A 14,727-nucleotide genomic window follows, 5' to 3' on the forward strand; every position below is an offset into this window, starting at 1 on the left:
TGTCGCCACGTTGCGGTTCCTGTTCTTACTCGTACGAGAAGATGCTGCCGAGCTTGTCCATGCGCTCGAGCGCCATGCCGGAGCCGCGCACCACGCAGGTCAGCGGGTCTTCGGCCACCAGCACCGGCAGGCCGGTTTCCTCGGCCAGCAGGCGGTCCAGGTCGCGCAGCAGCGCGCCGCCACCGGTCAGCATCATGCCGCGCTCGGCGATGTCGGCACCCAGTTCCGGGGGCGTCTGCTCGAGGGCGATCTTCACGGCGGACACGATCTGGTTCAGCGGATCGGTCAGGGCTTCGAGGATTTCGTTCGACGAGACCGTGAATGCACGCGGAATGCCTTCGGACAGGTTGCGGCCCTTGACTTCCATCTCGCGCACTTCGGACCCCGGGAATGCCGAGCCGATTTCCTTCTTGATGGCTTCGGCGGTCTGTTCGCCGATCAGCATGCCGTAGTTGCGGCGGATGTAGTTGACGATGGCTTCGTCGAACTTGTCACCGCCCACGCGCACCGAACCCTTGTAGACCATGCCGCCCAGCGAGATGATGCCCACCTCGGTGGTACCGCCGCCGATGTCCACCACCATCGAGCCCGACGGTTCCGACACCGGCAGCCCGGCGCCGATCGCGGCCGACATCGGCTCCTCGATCAGGTACACCTGGCTGGCGCCGGCGCCCAGCGCCGATTCGCGGATGGCACGGCGTTCCACCTGGGTGGAGCCGCACGGCACGCAGATGATGATCCGGGGGCTCGGGCGCAGCAGCTTCGAGTCATGGACCATCTTGATGAACTGCTTGAGCATCTGCTCGGTCACGGTGAAGTCGGCAATCACGCCGTCCTTCATCGGGCGGATGGCCTCGATATTGCCCGGCACCTTGCCCAGCATCTGCTTGGCTTCCTTGCCGACCGCCTGGATCGTCTTCTTGGCGTTGGGGCCGCCTTCCTGACGGATGGCCACGACCGACGGCTCGTCCAGGACGATGCCCTTGTCGCGCATGTAGATCAGGGTGTTGGCGGTGCCCAGGTCGATGGCCAGGTCGTTGGAGAAATAGCTGCGGAGAAATCCGAACATCAGGAATCCTGTCTTTTGTTGGTTCGCGAGTATGCGAAACGGCCGGCGCCGTCTTCGGCCCGGCCAGGTATACGTTTGCAAGGGTGATGGTTCACGGTTCCCCCGGTGCGCTGCGGCCCGTACCGGCAAGCCGGTACGCCCCGGTGCCGACGGCGAGGGGCGCATGCCCGCCCGGTCATCGGCGATCCGCAACCGGCGCAACCTGCACGCCGGACCTACGGGAACCTTTGATTAGACTCTGCGCGAAAGTTCGCCGCCAGATGCGCCGGACAGGTCGGAAAATCGCCTGACGATGGCAGAAGCCTAATCGGAGGAACCTGATTGTGAAGTGTGAAACTGCGATGAAAACCAGCCGTTAATCGCGGACTTGCCGCCGGGCCGTGCCTTTATCGTTCGCCAATCGTTTCCTGCTCTGTTGCAGTCCTGCGACGCTCGCGCGCCGCATGCCCCGGGCGGCTGCCCTGCCCGGCACTCATGGTACGTGCCAGCAGTGGCGACGGCATCACCGGCGCAGTCGCCGGCGTGACCCGTGACCTGCCTGGAACCCCCCGTTTGGCGCGCCATGTGAAGTCCGCGTTGCGGGAGGCCTGCAGCGCGTAATGATACCTTATAATCCACGCTGTTTCGGGGCGTCAGCGCCCGGAAAAACTTGTAACGAAACGATCCCGGGGGCGCCCCCGGACCCCGCTCCGGGCGTCCTGCCCGCCACCGACCGCAACATCCCCAGTCCGATGGACTGAACCCGGCGCCCGCGCCGCATCACGCCATGGCTCTCGCACTCTCCGACGTCAAGCGCATCGCGCACCTGGCCCGCATCGAAACCAGCGATGCCGAGGCCGCGCAGACGCTCGCCCAACTGAACAACTTCTTCTCGCTGGTGGAGCAGATGCAGGCGGTGGACACCACCGGCATCGAGCCGCTGGCGCACCCGCTCTCCGCCGTGCGCGACATCGCCCAGCGCCTGCGCGAGGATGCCGTGACCGAGACCGACCGCCGCGAAGACTACCAGCGCCCGGCCCCGGCCACCGAACGCGGCCTCTACCTGGTGCCGAAGGTCATCGAGTGACGCCCGGGCCCACCCGCCCGGCCCGCCGCCGCCCCTGACCGCCACCGCAGACACCAGACCGACATGTCCTTTTCCGCTGATTCCGTGACTTCCCTGCGCCAGATCGCCGATGCCCTGGCGGCGCGCACCGTCTCCGCCGAGGAACTCGCACGCGACTACCTCGCCCGCATCGAGGCCGCGCGCGACCTGAACGCCTTCGTCGACGTCAACGCCGACCTCACCCTGGACCAGGCCCGTGCCGCCGATGCGCGCCGCGCCCAGGGCCAGGCCACGCCCTTGACCGGCGTGCCCATCGCCCACAAGGACGTCTTCGTGACGCGCGGCTGGGCCTCCACGGCCGGCTCGAAGATGCTGGCCGGCTACCAGAGCCCGTTCGACGCCACCGTGGTGGAGCGCCTCGCCGCCGCCGGCATGGTCACGCTGGGCAAGACCAACATGGACGAATTCGCGATGGGTTCGTCGAACGAGAACTCGTATTTCGGCATCGTGCGCAACCCGTGGGACAAGCAGCGCGTGCCGGGCGGCTCCTCGGGCGGTTCCGCCGCCGCCGTGGCCGCAGGGCTGGCCCCGGCCGCCACCGGCACCGACACCGGCGGCTCGATCCGCCAGCCGGCATCGTTCTCGGGCATCACCGGCATCAAGCCGACCTACGGCCGCGTCTCGCGCTACGGCATGATCGCGTTCGCTTCGTCGCTCGACCAGGGCGGCCCGATGGCCCGCTCGGCCGAGGACTGCGCGCTGCTGCTCAACGCCATGGCCGGTTTCGATCCGAAGGATTCCACCAGCCTCACGCCCGCCCAGGGCGGCGTGGACGAGGACTTCACGCGCCATCTGGGCCAGCCGCGCGCCGGCGCCAGCGCCGACCAACCGCTGGCCGGCCTGCGCATCGGCCTGCCGCGCGAGTACTTTGGCGCGGGCCTGTCCGCCGATGTGGAAGCCGCCGTGCGCGGCGCGCTGGCCGAGTACGAGAAGCTCGGCGCGACGCTGGTCGACGTGACCCTGCCCAAGACCGAGCTGTCGATCCCGGTGTACTACGTGATTGCGCCGGCCGAGGCGTCGAGCAACCTGTCGCGCTTCGACGGCGTGCGCTACGGCCACCGCGCGGCCGAGTACAGCGACCTGCTCGACATGTACAAAAAGTCCCGCGCCGAAGGCTTCGGCGCCGAGGTCAAGCGCCGCATCATGGTGGGCACCTACGTGCTGTCGCACGGTTATTACGACGCCTATTACCTGCAGGCGCAGAAGATCCGCCGCATCATCGCCGACGATTTCCAGCGCGCCTTCAGCCAGTGCGACGTGATCATGGGCCCGGTGGCGCCCACGGTGGCCTGGAAGCTCGGCGAGAAGACCGCCGACCCGGTGCAGATGTACCTGGCCGACATCTTCACGCTCTCCACCAGCCTCGCCGGCCTGCCCGGCATGAGCGTGCCCTGCGGCACTGGGCAGGACAACATGCCCGTCGGCCTGCAGCTCATCGGCAACTATTTCGACGAAGCGCGCCTGCTGCAGGTGGCCCATGCGTTCCAGGAGGCCACCGACTGGCACCTGCGCCGCCCGGCCTGATGACGATGCACGACAAGCGCCTGCTACGCCTCTTTGTCGCGATGGCCCTCGCCGTGGTGCTGGCCGGCTGCTCGCTGCCGTTCGGCGGGCGCTCCACGCCCATCGCCGCGCGGGACATCGACCTGAACGGCGACTGCCGCCGCACCGAGGAAGACGGTTTCCGCGAGGACGCCCAGCTACGCGTGGTGGACAACGCCGTGCAGCAGTTGCAGTGGAAGCTGTGGGTCGGCAAGCGCGGCTCGTGCAGCTTCAATCTGGCCGACTTCCGACAGGTGCGCAAAACGCCACATATCGAGCTGCGCGCCAACGATGGCAGCGCCTGCAAGCTGATGGTCTGGCAGGACCCGCGCCGCGTGACGCTGGCGCACGCAAGCTGCCAGTCGCACTGCACGCCCGGCATCTATGAAGAAGCGTGGCCGGTGATGTTCGAGCCGGACTCGGGCGCCTGCGCCCGCACGCGATAACGTAACTATCATGCCGCCACGCCGCCCACTCTCATCCTTCGCCGCCGGGGTTCTGCCCGGGGTTATGCCTCGGGCGCGGCGCTGGCTGCGCGCGGGTTTTGCGATGATGACGGTGGCGGCGGTGCCGGCCTGGAGCACGGTCTCGGCGCCGCAAGCGCCGATTTCGGCCTCCAGTGCGCCTGCTGTGGCGGCTTCTGTGGCGGCCTCGGCAGCCACCTCCACGTCGGCTGCACCGGCGCCCATCGTCCAGCGTGTGCGGCTGGCCGGCGACGCCGGCATGCCGACGCTCCCCGCCTACTGGTTCCTGCCCCGCGACAGCGGCCAGCCAAGGGCCCAGCCGCTGCCGGTGGTCGTGGCGCTGCACGGCTGCGGTGGGCTTGAAGACACGCATCGCGTGGCACGGCGCACCGGCTCCATCGACGAAATCCTCGACCCGGCCGGCGCCATGCAGGCCCGCTACCGCGAGTACGCCCACTGGCTGACCGAGCGCGGCTACGCCGTGCTGATGCCGGACAGCTTCGGCCCGCGCGGCCGCATCACCAGCGGCTGCGGCGATACGCCGGACGCGCGCGGCATCGACGACAAGACGCGCCGCGCCGACGCCCTGGCCGCGCTGCGCTGGGTGGCCCGCCAGCCCGGCGTCGACCCGCGCCGCATCGTGCTGCTGGGCTGGTCGAACGGCGCGCAGGCGGTGTTGGCCGCCATCGACGCCAGCCGCCCGTGGCCGGCCGGCACGCCTGCCGTGGAGCGCGCCGTGGCCTTCTACCCGGCCTGCAAGCGCGTGGTGCGGCAGCACAATTTCAAGCTGCGCGCGCCGGTGCTGATGATGATTGGCGGCGCGGACGACTGGACCCCGGCCACGCGCTGCGCGATGCTCCAGAACGCGGTGCTGGCCCGCCAGCCCGATGCGCGCTTCCGGCTGGAGATCTACCCGGGCGCCTATCATGGCTTCGACGGCACCAGCGAGCTGCACGGCCGGCGCGACGCCTCCCGGCGCACCCCGGGCAGCGATACCGCCAGCGGCGGCGACGCCCTGGCGCGTGTGGCCGCGCTCGCCCAACTCGATTCGTGGCTGTTGAACCCCGCGCCCTGAAAAACGCCGGGTCCGGCCTGATATAGAACAGAACAGAAGACTTAAACCAGGAATACCGCCATGCAATGGGAAGTGGTGATCGGCCTGGAGACGCATACGCAGCTCTCCACCGCCTCGAAGATTTTTTCCGGCACCTCCACCGCGTTCGGGGCCGAACCCAACACGCAGGCCTCGCCCGTGGATCTGGCGCTGCCGGGCGTGCTGCCCGTGCTGAACAAGGGCGCCGTCGAGCGCGCCATCGAGTTCGGGCTGTCCATCGGCGCCCATATCGCGCCGCGCAGCATCTTCGCGCGCAAGAACTACTTCTACCCTGACCTGCCGAAGGGTTACCAGATCAGCCAGTACGAGATCCCGGTCGTGCAGGGCGGCACCATCACGATCCAGGTGGAAGGACGGCAGGGCGTCTACGAGAAGACCGTGAACCTGACCCGCGCCCACCTTGAGGAGGATGCGGGCAAGTCGCTGCACGAGGACTTCGCCAACATGACCGGCATCGACCTGAACCGCGCCGGCACGCCGCTGCTGGAGATCGTGACGGAGCCAGACATGCGCAGCTCGGCCGAGGCCGTGGCCTATGCCAAGGCATTGCACTCGCTCGTGGTGTGGCTCGGCATCTGCGACGGCAACATGCAGGAAGGCAGCTTCCGGTGCGACGCCAACGTCTCGGTGCGCCCAGTCGGCCAGAAGGAATTCGGCACCCGCCGCGAAATCAAGAACCTGAACTCGTTCCGCTTCCTGCAGCAGGCGATCGACTACGAAGTGCAGTGGCAGATCAACGAGATCGAGGACGGCCGCAAGATCGTCCAGGCCACCGTGCTGTTCGACCCGGACACCGGCGAGACCCGCGCGATGCGCACCAAGGAAGACGCGCACGACTACCGCTACTTCCCCGATCCGGACCTGATGCCGCTCGAGATCGACAGCGAGTGGGTCGAGCGCGTGCGCGCCGGCCTGCCCGAGCTGCCGGCGGCGATGCAGGCGCGCTTCGTCTCGCAATACGGCCTCTCGGCCTACGATGCGAGCACGCTCACGGCCACCAAGTCCCTCGCCGCGTACTTCGAGGCTGTGGTGACCGAAGCCGGCGTGGCCAGCGCCAAGCCGGCGGCCAACTGGCTGATGGGCGACGTGGCGTCGCAACTGAACCGCGAAGGCATGGCCATCGACGACGCCCCGGTGCGCCCGGCGCAACTGGCCAGGCTGCTGGCGCGCATCGCCGACGGCACGGTGTCCAACAACACAGCCAAGAAGGACGTCTTCCCGGCGATGTGGGCCGGCGAGTCCGGCGGCGACGCCGACGCGATCATCGCCGCCAAGGGTCTCAAGCAGATGTCCGATACCGGCGAACTCGAGAAGATCATCGACGACGTGCTGGCCGCCAACGCCAAGTCGGTGGAAGAGTTCCGCGCCGGCAAGGAAAAGGCGTTCAACGCACTGGTTGGCCAGGCCATGAAGGCCACCAAGGGCAAGGCCAACCCGGCCCAGGTCAACGAACTGCTCAAGAAAAAGCTCGGCTGACCCGCCCTCGGCGTCATCCGAGCCATCTGGCGAAAGAAGCCGGCCCGCGCAAGCGGCCGGCTTTTTTGTTGGGCGCCCCTGAGCACCCCTAAGCGCCCCTAAGCCCCCCGCAGCGCCCGCTCCAGCGCCACGATGCGCGCCTCGAGGTCGTGCAGGCGGCGCTCGCGCGAGGCGAGGGCTTCCTGCATCTGGGCGATGGGCGCGCTCAGTTGCCCCACGGTGGCCGCGTCGGTCGGCGCGGTGCCCGGCGCGACGTTGATGATCTGGCGCTGCAGGGTGTCGGTGCCGACCGAGACCGTCAGGTCGCGGTCGCAGTACGAGGCCGTGCCGAGCGCCACGCCGTGCGCTGCCGCCGCGCGGCTGCCGTGCCCGAGCGCCACCGCGAACTCGGTGCTGGCGACGGCGTCGGTGCCCACGGCGACCGCGCCGGTATTGGTGGCCTGCGCCATCGGCCCCACGGCGATCGCCGTCGCGCCGGAGGCTTCCGATCGCTGGCCCAGCGCCACGCTTTTGTGGCCGGATGCCACCGCGGCCATCCCCACCGCCGTGGTGCCGCCCACCTGGAAGCTGTCCGCGCCGGTCGCCACGGCATTGCCGCCGATGGCGACGCTCCACGCGTAGACGGCCTGCGCTTTTTCGCCGATCGCGACCGAGCGGCTGCCATAGGCATAGGTATCGCAGCCCAGCGCGACCGAGCCGGCGTCCACGGGGTCCCGCGCGGCGACATCGGCACGGGCATTCAGGCCAATGGCCACGCCGGGCCCCGACTCGCTGACCGTCGCCCCTTGGCCCAGCACGACACTGCCGACCCCGGTGGCGACGGTATCCGCGCCGATGGCGATGGCGTTGCTGCCGGGTGCCGAGGCGGCCGTCCCGCTGGCGTTCACCTGCACATACTTGAGCCCGGTCTTGCCCGAGGCGAGGTCATCCACCGTCTGCGACAGCGCGGCGATGTCCTGCGCATTGCCAGCGACGTCGGCCTCCGTGTCGGCCAGCTGGCTGCCCGTGATGGCGTCGCTGCTGCCGGGGCTCACATCGCCGGGCCGGAGCCCCGTGACCAATGTCGATGGCAGCGTAGCGCGGCTCTTGCTCTTGTCGTCATAGGCCAGGTAGGGCGCACCGCCGCCACCGCCGCCGCCACCGCCACCGCCACCGCCACCGCCACCATTGCCGTTGGCGGACGATGGATGGTTCCCTGCTTCGGGCTCAGTCTGAGGAATTGCCATGAAGGGCTCCTGGAATCGGGTTGATCAGAACCACGGCAAGGGCGCATACACGGCCCGTGCCGTCGCCATGGTCGCTACCCGATCTCCAGAAGTACATGGATCCAAAGGCCGCCCGTCCCCCGACTACGAACGCCCCGCCGCCCGCTCCAGCGCCGCGATGCGCGCTTCGAGCTGGCGCAGCGTTGCGATGCGGGCCTCGAGGTTGCCCAGGCGCCGGGCCACTTTCGGGTTGACCTGCAGGGCCGCGTCCTTGAGTTGCGCGACGGTCACGGCGTCGTCGTCCTGCTCGCCCGGTAACACATGGGTGATGTAGCGGCCATTGTCCGCCGTGCCGACGGACACCGCGTATTCGCGGTCGCAGACGGAATACGCGCCGAGCGCCACGCTGCCGTAGGCGCTCACCTCCGCATACTCGCCGATGGCGGTGGCGTGGTGGTTGTTGGCGATGGCGCCGCGCCCGATGCCGATGGTGCCGTAGCCGTACACGTTCGCGCTGGCTCCGATCGCCACGGCCGCCTGGCTTTGGGCGCTGGCGGCGGAGCCGACGGACACGCTCTGGTCGCCCCCCGCGAAGGCATCGGCGCCCACCGCCACGGCGGCGGAGGCAGCGGTGGCCTGGGCATCGCCGCCGATGGCGATGTTGTCCGTGTAGCCCGCATTGGCGTTGCCGCCGATCGCCACGGCCTTGTCGCCCCATGCCGTGGCGTCGCTGCCCAGTACCACCACGCCGTCGCCGGGCGAGTCCGCCCCGACCTGCGCCTGGGAGCCGATGACCACGCCCCGGCCCGCGGCGCCGCACACGGCGCCCTCGCCCACCACAACGCTCCCCGAGCCCGCCGCCACGGCGGAGGGTCCGATGGCCACGGCTTCCTGGCCACTGGCCTCGCTATCGGGACCCTTGCTGTTGGCGTGGAAGTACTTGGCGTTCTTGTCGTTCTTTCCGACTGCGCTCAGTGCCTGGAACTGTTCCCGGGTCAGGTACTGATTGCTTGCGATATCCGTCTGGGCGTTGCTCATCGAAGGTCTCCTGAAGTTGACGTTGGCCAGCGAGGCCATGTTTTCACGCCGTACTTCGGAAAACCATGGATCGGACAAACCCAGCCTAATCCATCGGCACCACGCTCACCTCCACCTCCACCTCCGCCGTGTGCTCGCCCCCGTACTACCTGTGGCGCACCGCACGCTCCAGCACCGCAAGGCGCGCCTCGAGTTCAACCAGCTGCTGGTTTGCCTTGAAGAGCTGGCTGCCTGCCACCGCATCCGTGCTCTGCAGGCTCTGCTCAGCGGGTCGCAACCCCGCAACTTTTACCGATTGCAGCGTAAGCCGGGTCTTGCTCCTGTCGTCGTAGAGCACCAACGCACTCTCCACTTCCCCGCGCGCATTCACGGACAGGCCCGCCTCCTTTAACTGGCCGACCGTGGCGGCATCATCATCCTCCTGCCCCGCCGCAACACGGGCGATGAAGCGACGGGTGCTGTCATTGCCGACAGATACTGTCTGCGCGCGATCGGTCGTGGAAGCGCAACCCAGTACCACACTCTGGGCGCCATTCACGGTCGCCTTCGCGCCGATGGCCACTGCTGAATCACTGTCAACGAGGGCCAGATCGCCGATAGCAATCCCCTTGTTACCACTGGCGCTCACCGTCGCCAGACACCCGGCCGCAACCGCTCCATAAGCGTTGGTATAGGCGTAATAGCCGATGGCAGTGGTGCATATGGCATATCCCTGGGCATACGCACCCACATACACCGAGCCCGGATAGTCCGCGCCGATTGTTCCCGCCGCGTGGCCGACAGCGACGCATTCCTCGGAATCCACCTCGGCGTGACTGGCAATCGCCACCGACTCTATGCCATTGGCCTGACTGTCCGGACCGGTGCTGTTGACTGCAAAATACGTAATACCGTCGTCTTGCAGCGCAATGGCGTCAACCCGTTCCCGTAGCGCATGGAACTGTTGCAGGGTGACATACTGGCCCGGGCGGTCCCTGTCCGAGGCGTTGGCCCTAGCCTGGACATCAGTCTGATTGCTCATTGCGTTCTCCATCAGCTGCCGCGACGGACAGCGCCCCATCCTGAGTAAGATTGCCGTGTGACCGCACCATGTGCTCAAGCCACCCGGGGCCATTCCTGCACGACTACCTGTCGCGCACCGCACGCTCCAGCGCCGCGAGGCGCGCCTCGAGTTCGACCAGCCGCTGATTTGCCTTGAAGAGCTGGCTGCCCGTTACCGCTTCTGTGCTCTGCGCGCTCAGTTCAGCGGGACGCAATCCCGACACTCTTACCAACGGCAGCGTCAGCCTCGTCTTGTTCCTGTCGTCGTACAGCACCAGCGCACGCTCCACGTCGCCGCGCGCATTCACGGGCAGGCCAGCCTCCTTCAACTGGCCGATTGTGGCGACATCATCATCCTCCTGCCCCGCCGCAACACGGGCGATGAAGCGGAGCGCGCTGTCATTGCCTACGGACACCGTCTGCGCGCGATCGGTCGTGGAACCAGCGCCTATCGCCACACTCTGCTCGCCGCTCGCAGTGGCACTCGCGCCGATGGCCAATGCTGAATCACCGGCAACGATGGCTGTGTTGCCGATACTGATCCCCTTGTTAGCAACGGGGTCCACTATCGCGGCAGACCCGATCGCAACCGCTCCATAAGCCTGAGCGAGCGTGTCAAAGCCTATGGAGGTGCTGCACGTTTCGCTGGCTGAGGAATACGCCCCCACACACACCGAGCCCTGGCCAGATCCGGTAGCCAGGTAGCCGACTGCAACAGATTCTTCGGAATTTGCGGAGGCACCGCTGGCAATCGCCACCGACTCGCTGCCATTGGCCTGACTATCCGCGCCGGTGCTGTTGACTGTGAAATACATAATGCCGTCGTCTGTCAGCGCAATAGCGTCAACCCGTTTCCGTAGCGCATTGAATTGTTGCTGGGTGACATACTCACCCTGCAAGGCCCTCCCCGGAAGATTTCGCCTTGCTTCGATCGCGGTGCGATGGGTCATTGCAGTTCTCCGAAAGGTGCCGTTGGTGGACGGCGCGCATCATGGCGCCACAACGTCCAGGACGCCACCATGTTCCGCGGTCCCTCTCCTGAAGTACATGGATCCCCGGATAGATGATGCGCGGGCGCCGCCGATCACTCCACCGGCACCACGCTCACCTCCACCTCCACCGTGTGCTCGCCCCCGCCCACGATGACGCCGTGCAGCAGGGGCACGTCGCTGTAGTCGCGCGCGATGGCCAGGGTGACGTGGCGGGTGTCGGCCAGCATGGCGTTGGTCGGGTCGAGATCGACCCAGCCGTTCCCGGGGCACCAGACGCCGGCCCAGGCGTGCGAGGCATCGGCGCCCAGCAGGCGCGGCTCGCCCGGCGGCGGGTCGGTGCGGAGATAGCCGCTGACATAGCGCCCGGGCAGCCCGAGCGAGCGCAGGCAGCCGATCATCACCTGGGCGAAGTCCTGGCACACGCCGCTGCGCAGCGCGAAGGCCTCCAGCGCGGGCGTGTGGACCTCGGTGATCTCGGCGTGATACTCGAAATCGGCGTGGATGCGGTGCATCAGGTCGATGGCGCCAGCCACCACGCTCACCCCGGGCGTAAAGCTGCGCCGGGCGTAGTCGCGCAGGTCCGCGTGCAGCGCCACATTGGGCGAGGCGAAGACGAACTCGGCCTCGGGATCGAACGGCTGGCCGGCGCGGTAGCGCAGCCGTTGCGCGGCCTTCTCCCACGGCGGGCTGCGGGCCGGGTCGAGCGTGGCCCAGCGCGGCGTCAGCGTGACCGTGCTGGCCGTGGTCAGCCGCATGGTCTCGTGCGGCACGTCGAGCATGAAATGAAGCACGTTGTTGCCGAAGGCATCGGTGCGCACGTGATGGTGCGAGGGCTGCGGATCGATGTCGGTGCAGTGCGCGCTCACGGCCTGCCACGGGTAGGACGGCGGCGTGACCACGGCGCGCTGCTGCGCGTGCTCCACGGGCCAGGCGTATTGGTAGGTGGTGACGTGGTGCACGCTCAGGGTGGACGGGGCGTCGGCCTCCGGCGTCGGCGCCGGGGTGGCCGGCGGCTTGGCGGCGGGCACGGGATGCACGCTCATGGCAGGTCCGTTTCCGGCGCCACGCCGGCATGGCTGAAGTACCGGCCGCCGATTTCATCGGACAGCTTGGCCATGCGCGCGCCGAGCTGGTCGCACAGCGCGGCCAGCGTGGCATGGCGGCCTTCGTCATCGGTGGCGCACAGCACCGTGCGCGACGGCAGCGCGCTGGCCGGCGGCAGCAGTTCCGCCAGCGGTACGCGGGCCTGCCCCGTGGCGCCGGTCGGCAACTGCACCAGCTTCTCGCGCAGGCGGTCCAGCACGCCGTAGAGGCCGCGCGGGTTGGTGGCGTCCAGCACGAGCAGGTCCACCAGCGCCGGCACGTCGGTCCGGCCCGGGAACAGCGAGCGGTAGGTCAGCGTGCTGTCGAACAGGTGCAGCAGCAGGTCGAAGCCACTGCGCGAGCGCAGCGCGCCACTGCGCTCGGCCACCTCCAGGAACAGCGCCAGCGTGGAGACGCGCTCGATATGACGGCCGATGAACACCAGCCGCCACGCTTCGTCGCGCGACATGCGGTCGCCCTGCGCGCCGCTGATCGCCCCGAGCTGCATCGAGAGCTGCTCCAGCGCGACCAGCACCCGGGAGCGGTCGTACGAGCCCTCGCCGCTGGCCGAGCCGGCCGGGCACGCGGCGGCGGCCATCGCGTCATGGAAGTCGTTGCGGGCGGCCAGGATGGTGCGCCAGTGATCGTTCGAGAGCCGGTTGCGGATCTCGTTGGCGGCGCGGGCGTGACTGGCCAGCGTCTGCACCACGCCGGCGCTCCCGCTGGCATCGGCCAGCGCGGACACCAGGCTGCGCTCGAACACCCGCAGCGACGCCTGCGGCGACGGCGTCTGGGCCGGCACCAGGCCGAACCACTGCGCCAATTGGCTGATCATGTTCAGCGTGCCGTCGTCGGTTTCATCGTTCGATTCGATCGATCCGAGGATCTGCCGGCACAGGCGCACGGTGTTCTCGGCGCGCTCCGCGTAGCGGCCGGCCCAGTACAGGTTCTCGGCGGCGCGGCTGGAGACGGCCAGCGGGCGCGAGGCGGGCGCCGCCGCCAGCCCGCTGCGCGCGGCCAGTGGCACGGCGCCCGAGGTCTGGCTGGAGAGCACCCAGGTGTCGGCGCTGGTGCCGCCCAGCTGCATCGACACCGCCTCCAGCCGGGGCGGCGCCAGTCGCATGAATCCGCCCGGCATGACCTGCCAGCCGCCGTTGCCATCGGCGATGGCGAACACGCGCAGCATGGACGCCCGCGAGCCAATCCGCCCGCCACCGCGCCCGTCCGGCTCCCAGCACGGCGTGTGCGAAAGCGGCAGCGGCGCCTGCAGCGTGTAGCGGTCCGGCGTCTCGGCGATGCGCGCGCGCCAGTCTTCCAGCGGCTGCAGCCCGCGCTCCATGCCCAGGCGCGGCTCGCCCGGCACGCGCGGATAGGTCGGCATGACGAAGGCCTCGGTCAGCGTCGACATGGCCTCGTCCTGCGCGGCGGCCTCGCCGCACCACCAGCTCGACACCGCAGGCAGGATCAGCGTCTCCCCGAGCAACGCGCGGGCGATGCCCGGCAGGAAGCCGTGGATCGCCGGCGACTCCAGGAAACCCGCGCCCGGCACGTTCGACACCATCACGTTGCCCGCCCGCATCGCCTCCAGCAGCCCCGGCACGCCGATGGTGGAGTCGCTGCGCAGCTCCAGCGGGTCGCAGAACACGTCGTCCAGCCGGCGCAGGATCACGTCCACGCGCTCCAGCCCGCCGAACGTCTTCAGGTAGACCATGTCGTTGCGCACGGTCAGGTCCTTGCCTTCCACCAGCGTGATGCCGAGGTAGCGCGCCAGGAAGGTGTGCTCGAAGTAGGTCTCGTTGAACGGCCCCGGCGACAGCAGCACAATGTGCAGCCCGCCGCTCGACGGCAGCGACGAGCCTTCGTCCGCCCCCGCCACCAGCGGCGCGTGGGCCAGCGTGGAGATCAACTGCGCGAAGGCCGGCGGCAGGCGCCGCACACGCATCTCGCGGAAGGCATCGGCGAACTGGCCCGAGATGATCAGCCGGTTCTCCAGCGCGTAGCCCATGCCCGACGGGGTTTCCGTGCGATGGGCGATGACGGTCCAGCCATCGTCGGTATGGACGAGGTCGATCGCCATGGTCTGGAGGAAGCTGCCGCCCGGCGGCTGGTAGCCCTTGAGGGGCCGCATGTAGCCGGGATGGCCGTAGACCAGCCCCGGCGGCAGCAGGCCGCGCGTGAGCAGTGTCTGGGGGCCGTAGATGTCGGCCATGATGGCGTTGGCGAGCGTGGCGCGCTGGGCTGCGCCGGCCTCGATCACGGCCCAGTCCTCCTCGGCGATCAGGAACGGCAGCAATTCGAGTTGCCACGCCCGCGCGCCGCCACCCTGGTCGGCATAGACGTTGTAGGTCACGCCGTTGTCGCGGATCTGGCGCGCCACTGCCGCCGCGCGCGCCGCCAGCGCGTCCGGGCTCAGATTGCCCAGGTCGCCCTGCTCGCCCAGTTCCGAGAAGAAGCGCGCCCAGGGCGCGCGCAGCGTGCCGTCCGGCAGGCGCAGCTCGTCCAGATGGCCGGACGGCACGGGCAGGGCCAGCCGGCTCGCCATGGCAGCCGGGCTGTCCGATCCGTCGAGGGGAAGCGACGACTGCAAGGGCACGGGGA

12 protein-coding genes are annotated in these 14,727 nt (G+C 68.8%); 5 read left to right on the forward strand and 7 right to left on the reverse strand.

Translation table 11 applies throughout. The features are described 5' to 3' along the window. Positions 1–25 precede the first annotated feature (25 nt). Positions 26–1,069 (reverse strand): rod shape-determining protein, encoded by a 1,044-nt coding sequence (locus AC1DP9_RS08250; protein WP_011296266.1) that lies wholly within the window; start codon positions 1,067–1,069, stop codon positions 26–28. Positions 1,070–1,835: 766 nt separating this feature from the next. Here AC1DP9_RS08250 and gatC point away from each other — a divergent pair. The 5 genes from gatC to gatB all read left to right on the forward strand — a co-directional run bounded on the left by gatC (position 1,836) and on the right by gatB (position 6,770). Then, a complete protein-coding gene (gene gatC / locus AC1DP9_RS08255; protein ID WP_092291232.1) occupies positions 1,836–2,135 on the forward strand; it encodes an Asp-tRNA(Asn)/Glu-tRNA(Gln) amidotransferase subunit GatC in 300 nt (99 codons plus the stop codon). Positions 2,136–2,198: 63 nt separating this feature from the next. Next, positions 2,199–3,698, forward strand: a complete 1,500-nt coding sequence (gatA, locus tag AC1DP9_RS08260) for an Asp-tRNA(Asn)/Glu-tRNA(Gln) amidotransferase subunit GatA (protein WP_477107027.1) — start codon at positions 2,199–2,201, stop codon at positions 3,696–3,698. Continuing rightward, the gene (locus AC1DP9_RS08265; protein ID WP_441591485.1) at positions 3,698–4,162 is read left to right on the forward strand and encodes a hypothetical protein; all 465 of its coding nucleotides are present in this window, start codon (positions 3,698–3,700) and stop codon (positions 4,160–4,162) included. The genes gatA and AC1DP9_RS08265 overlap by 1 nt, the downstream gene beginning before the upstream one ends. A 103-nt stretch (positions 4,163–4,265) precedes the next feature. Then, positions 4,266–5,255 carry a dienelactone hydrolase family protein gene (locus tag AC1DP9_RS08270; RefSeq protein WP_477107028.1) on the forward strand — a complete coding sequence of 330 codons (990 nt, stop codon included), beginning with the start codon at positions 4,266–4,268 and terminating at the stop codon, positions 5,253–5,255. 60 nt (positions 5,256–5,315) lie between these two features. Beyond that, positions 5,316–6,770: an Asp-tRNA(Asn)/Glu-tRNA(Gln) amidotransferase subunit GatB gene (gene gatB, locus AC1DP9_RS08275; protein WP_092291224.1), complete on the forward strand. Its 1,455-nt coding sequence runs from the start codon at positions 5,316–5,318 to the stop codon at positions 6,768–6,770. 98 nt (positions 6,771–6,868) lie between these two features. On the opposite strand, the gene AC1DP9_RS08280 is transcribed toward gatB, so the two are convergent. From AC1DP9_RS08280 to AC1DP9_RS08305, 6 genes are all read right to left on the reverse strand, one after another. After that, entirely contained in the window at positions 6,869–7,996 is a 1,128-nt protein-coding gene (locus AC1DP9_RS08280) for a hypothetical protein (RefSeq protein WP_477107029.1), read from the reverse strand. 123 nt (positions 7,997–8,119) lie between these two features. Next, on the reverse strand, positions 8,120–9,013 hold the full coding sequence (locus AC1DP9_RS08285; RefSeq protein WP_477107030.1) for a hypothetical protein: 894 nt from the start codon (positions 9,011–9,013) through the stop codon (positions 8,120–8,122). Between the two features lie 145 nt (positions 9,014–9,158). After that, positions 9,159–10,034 carry a hypothetical protein gene (locus AC1DP9_RS08290; protein ID WP_092291218.1) on the reverse strand — a complete coding sequence of 292 codons (876 nt, stop codon included), beginning with the start codon at positions 10,032–10,034 and terminating at the stop codon, positions 9,159–9,161. Positions 10,035–10,137: 103 nt separating this feature from the next. Next, positions 10,138–11,004, reverse strand: a complete 867-nt coding sequence (locus AC1DP9_RS08295; protein ID WP_477107031.1) for a hypothetical protein — start codon at positions 11,002–11,004, stop codon at positions 10,138–10,140. A 134-nt stretch (positions 11,005–11,138) separates the two neighbouring features. Then, positions 11,139–12,089, reverse strand: coding sequence for a transglutaminase family protein (locus AC1DP9_RS08300; RefSeq protein ID WP_441591493.1), 951 nt, complete (start codon positions 12,087–12,089; stop codon positions 11,139–11,141). Continuing rightward, a complete protein-coding gene (locus tag AC1DP9_RS08305) occupies positions 12,086–14,722 on the reverse strand; it encodes a circularly permuted type 2 ATP-grasp protein (RefSeq protein WP_477107032.1) in 2,637 nt (878 codons plus the stop codon). The genes AC1DP9_RS08300 and AC1DP9_RS08305 overlap by 4 nt, the downstream gene beginning before the upstream one ends. Between the last annotated feature and the right edge of the window lie 5 nt (positions 14,723–14,727).

Source organism: Cupriavidus sp. 01L43, assembly GCF_056399925.1.

What these genes read in the sequence shown, in the direction of transcription:
- AC1DP9_RS08270 (WP_477107028.1), top strand. Translation starts at nt 4,266, where the DNA reads ATGATGACGGTGGCGGCGGTGCCGGCCTGGAGCACGGTCTCGGCGCCG.
- AC1DP9_RS08295 (WP_477107031.1), bottom strand. Translation starts at nt 11,004, where the DNA reads ATGACCCATCGCACCGCGATCGAAGCAAGGCGAAATCTTCCGGGGAGG.
- gatA (WP_477107027.1), top strand. Translation starts at nt 2,199, where the DNA reads ATGTCCTTTTCCGCTGATTCCGTGACTTCCCTGCGCCAGATCGCCGAT.
- AC1DP9_RS08285 (WP_477107030.1), bottom strand. Translation starts at nt 9,013, where the DNA reads ATGAGCAACGCCCAGACGGATATCGCAAGCAATCAGTACCTGACCCGG.
- gatC (WP_092291232.1), top strand. Translation starts at nt 1,836, where the DNA reads ATGGCTCTCGCACTCTCCGACGTCAAGCGCATCGCGCACCTGGCCCGC.
- AC1DP9_RS08250 (WP_011296266.1), bottom strand. Translation starts at nt 1,069, where the DNA reads ATGTTCGGATTTCTCCGCAGCTATTTCTCCAACGACCTGGCCATCGAC.
- AC1DP9_RS08265 (WP_441591485.1), top strand. Translation starts at nt 3,698, where the DNA reads ATGACGATGCACGACAAGCGCCTGCTACGCCTCTTTGTCGCGATGGCC.
- gatB (WP_092291224.1), top strand. Translation starts at nt 5,316, where the DNA reads ATGCAATGGGAAGTGGTGATCGGCCTGGAGACGCATACGCAGCTCTCC.
- AC1DP9_RS08290 (WP_092291218.1), bottom strand. Translation starts at nt 10,034, where the DNA reads ATGAGCAATCAGACTGATGTCCAGGCTAGGGCCAACGCCTCGGACAGG.
- AC1DP9_RS08280 (WP_477107029.1), bottom strand. Translation starts at nt 7,996, where the DNA reads ATGGCAATTCCTCAGACTGAGCCCGAAGCAGGGAACCATCCATCGTCC.
- AC1DP9_RS08300 (WP_441591493.1), bottom strand. Translation starts at nt 12,089, where the DNA reads ATGAGCGTGCATCCCGTGCCCGCCGCCAAGCCGCCGGCCACCCCGGCG.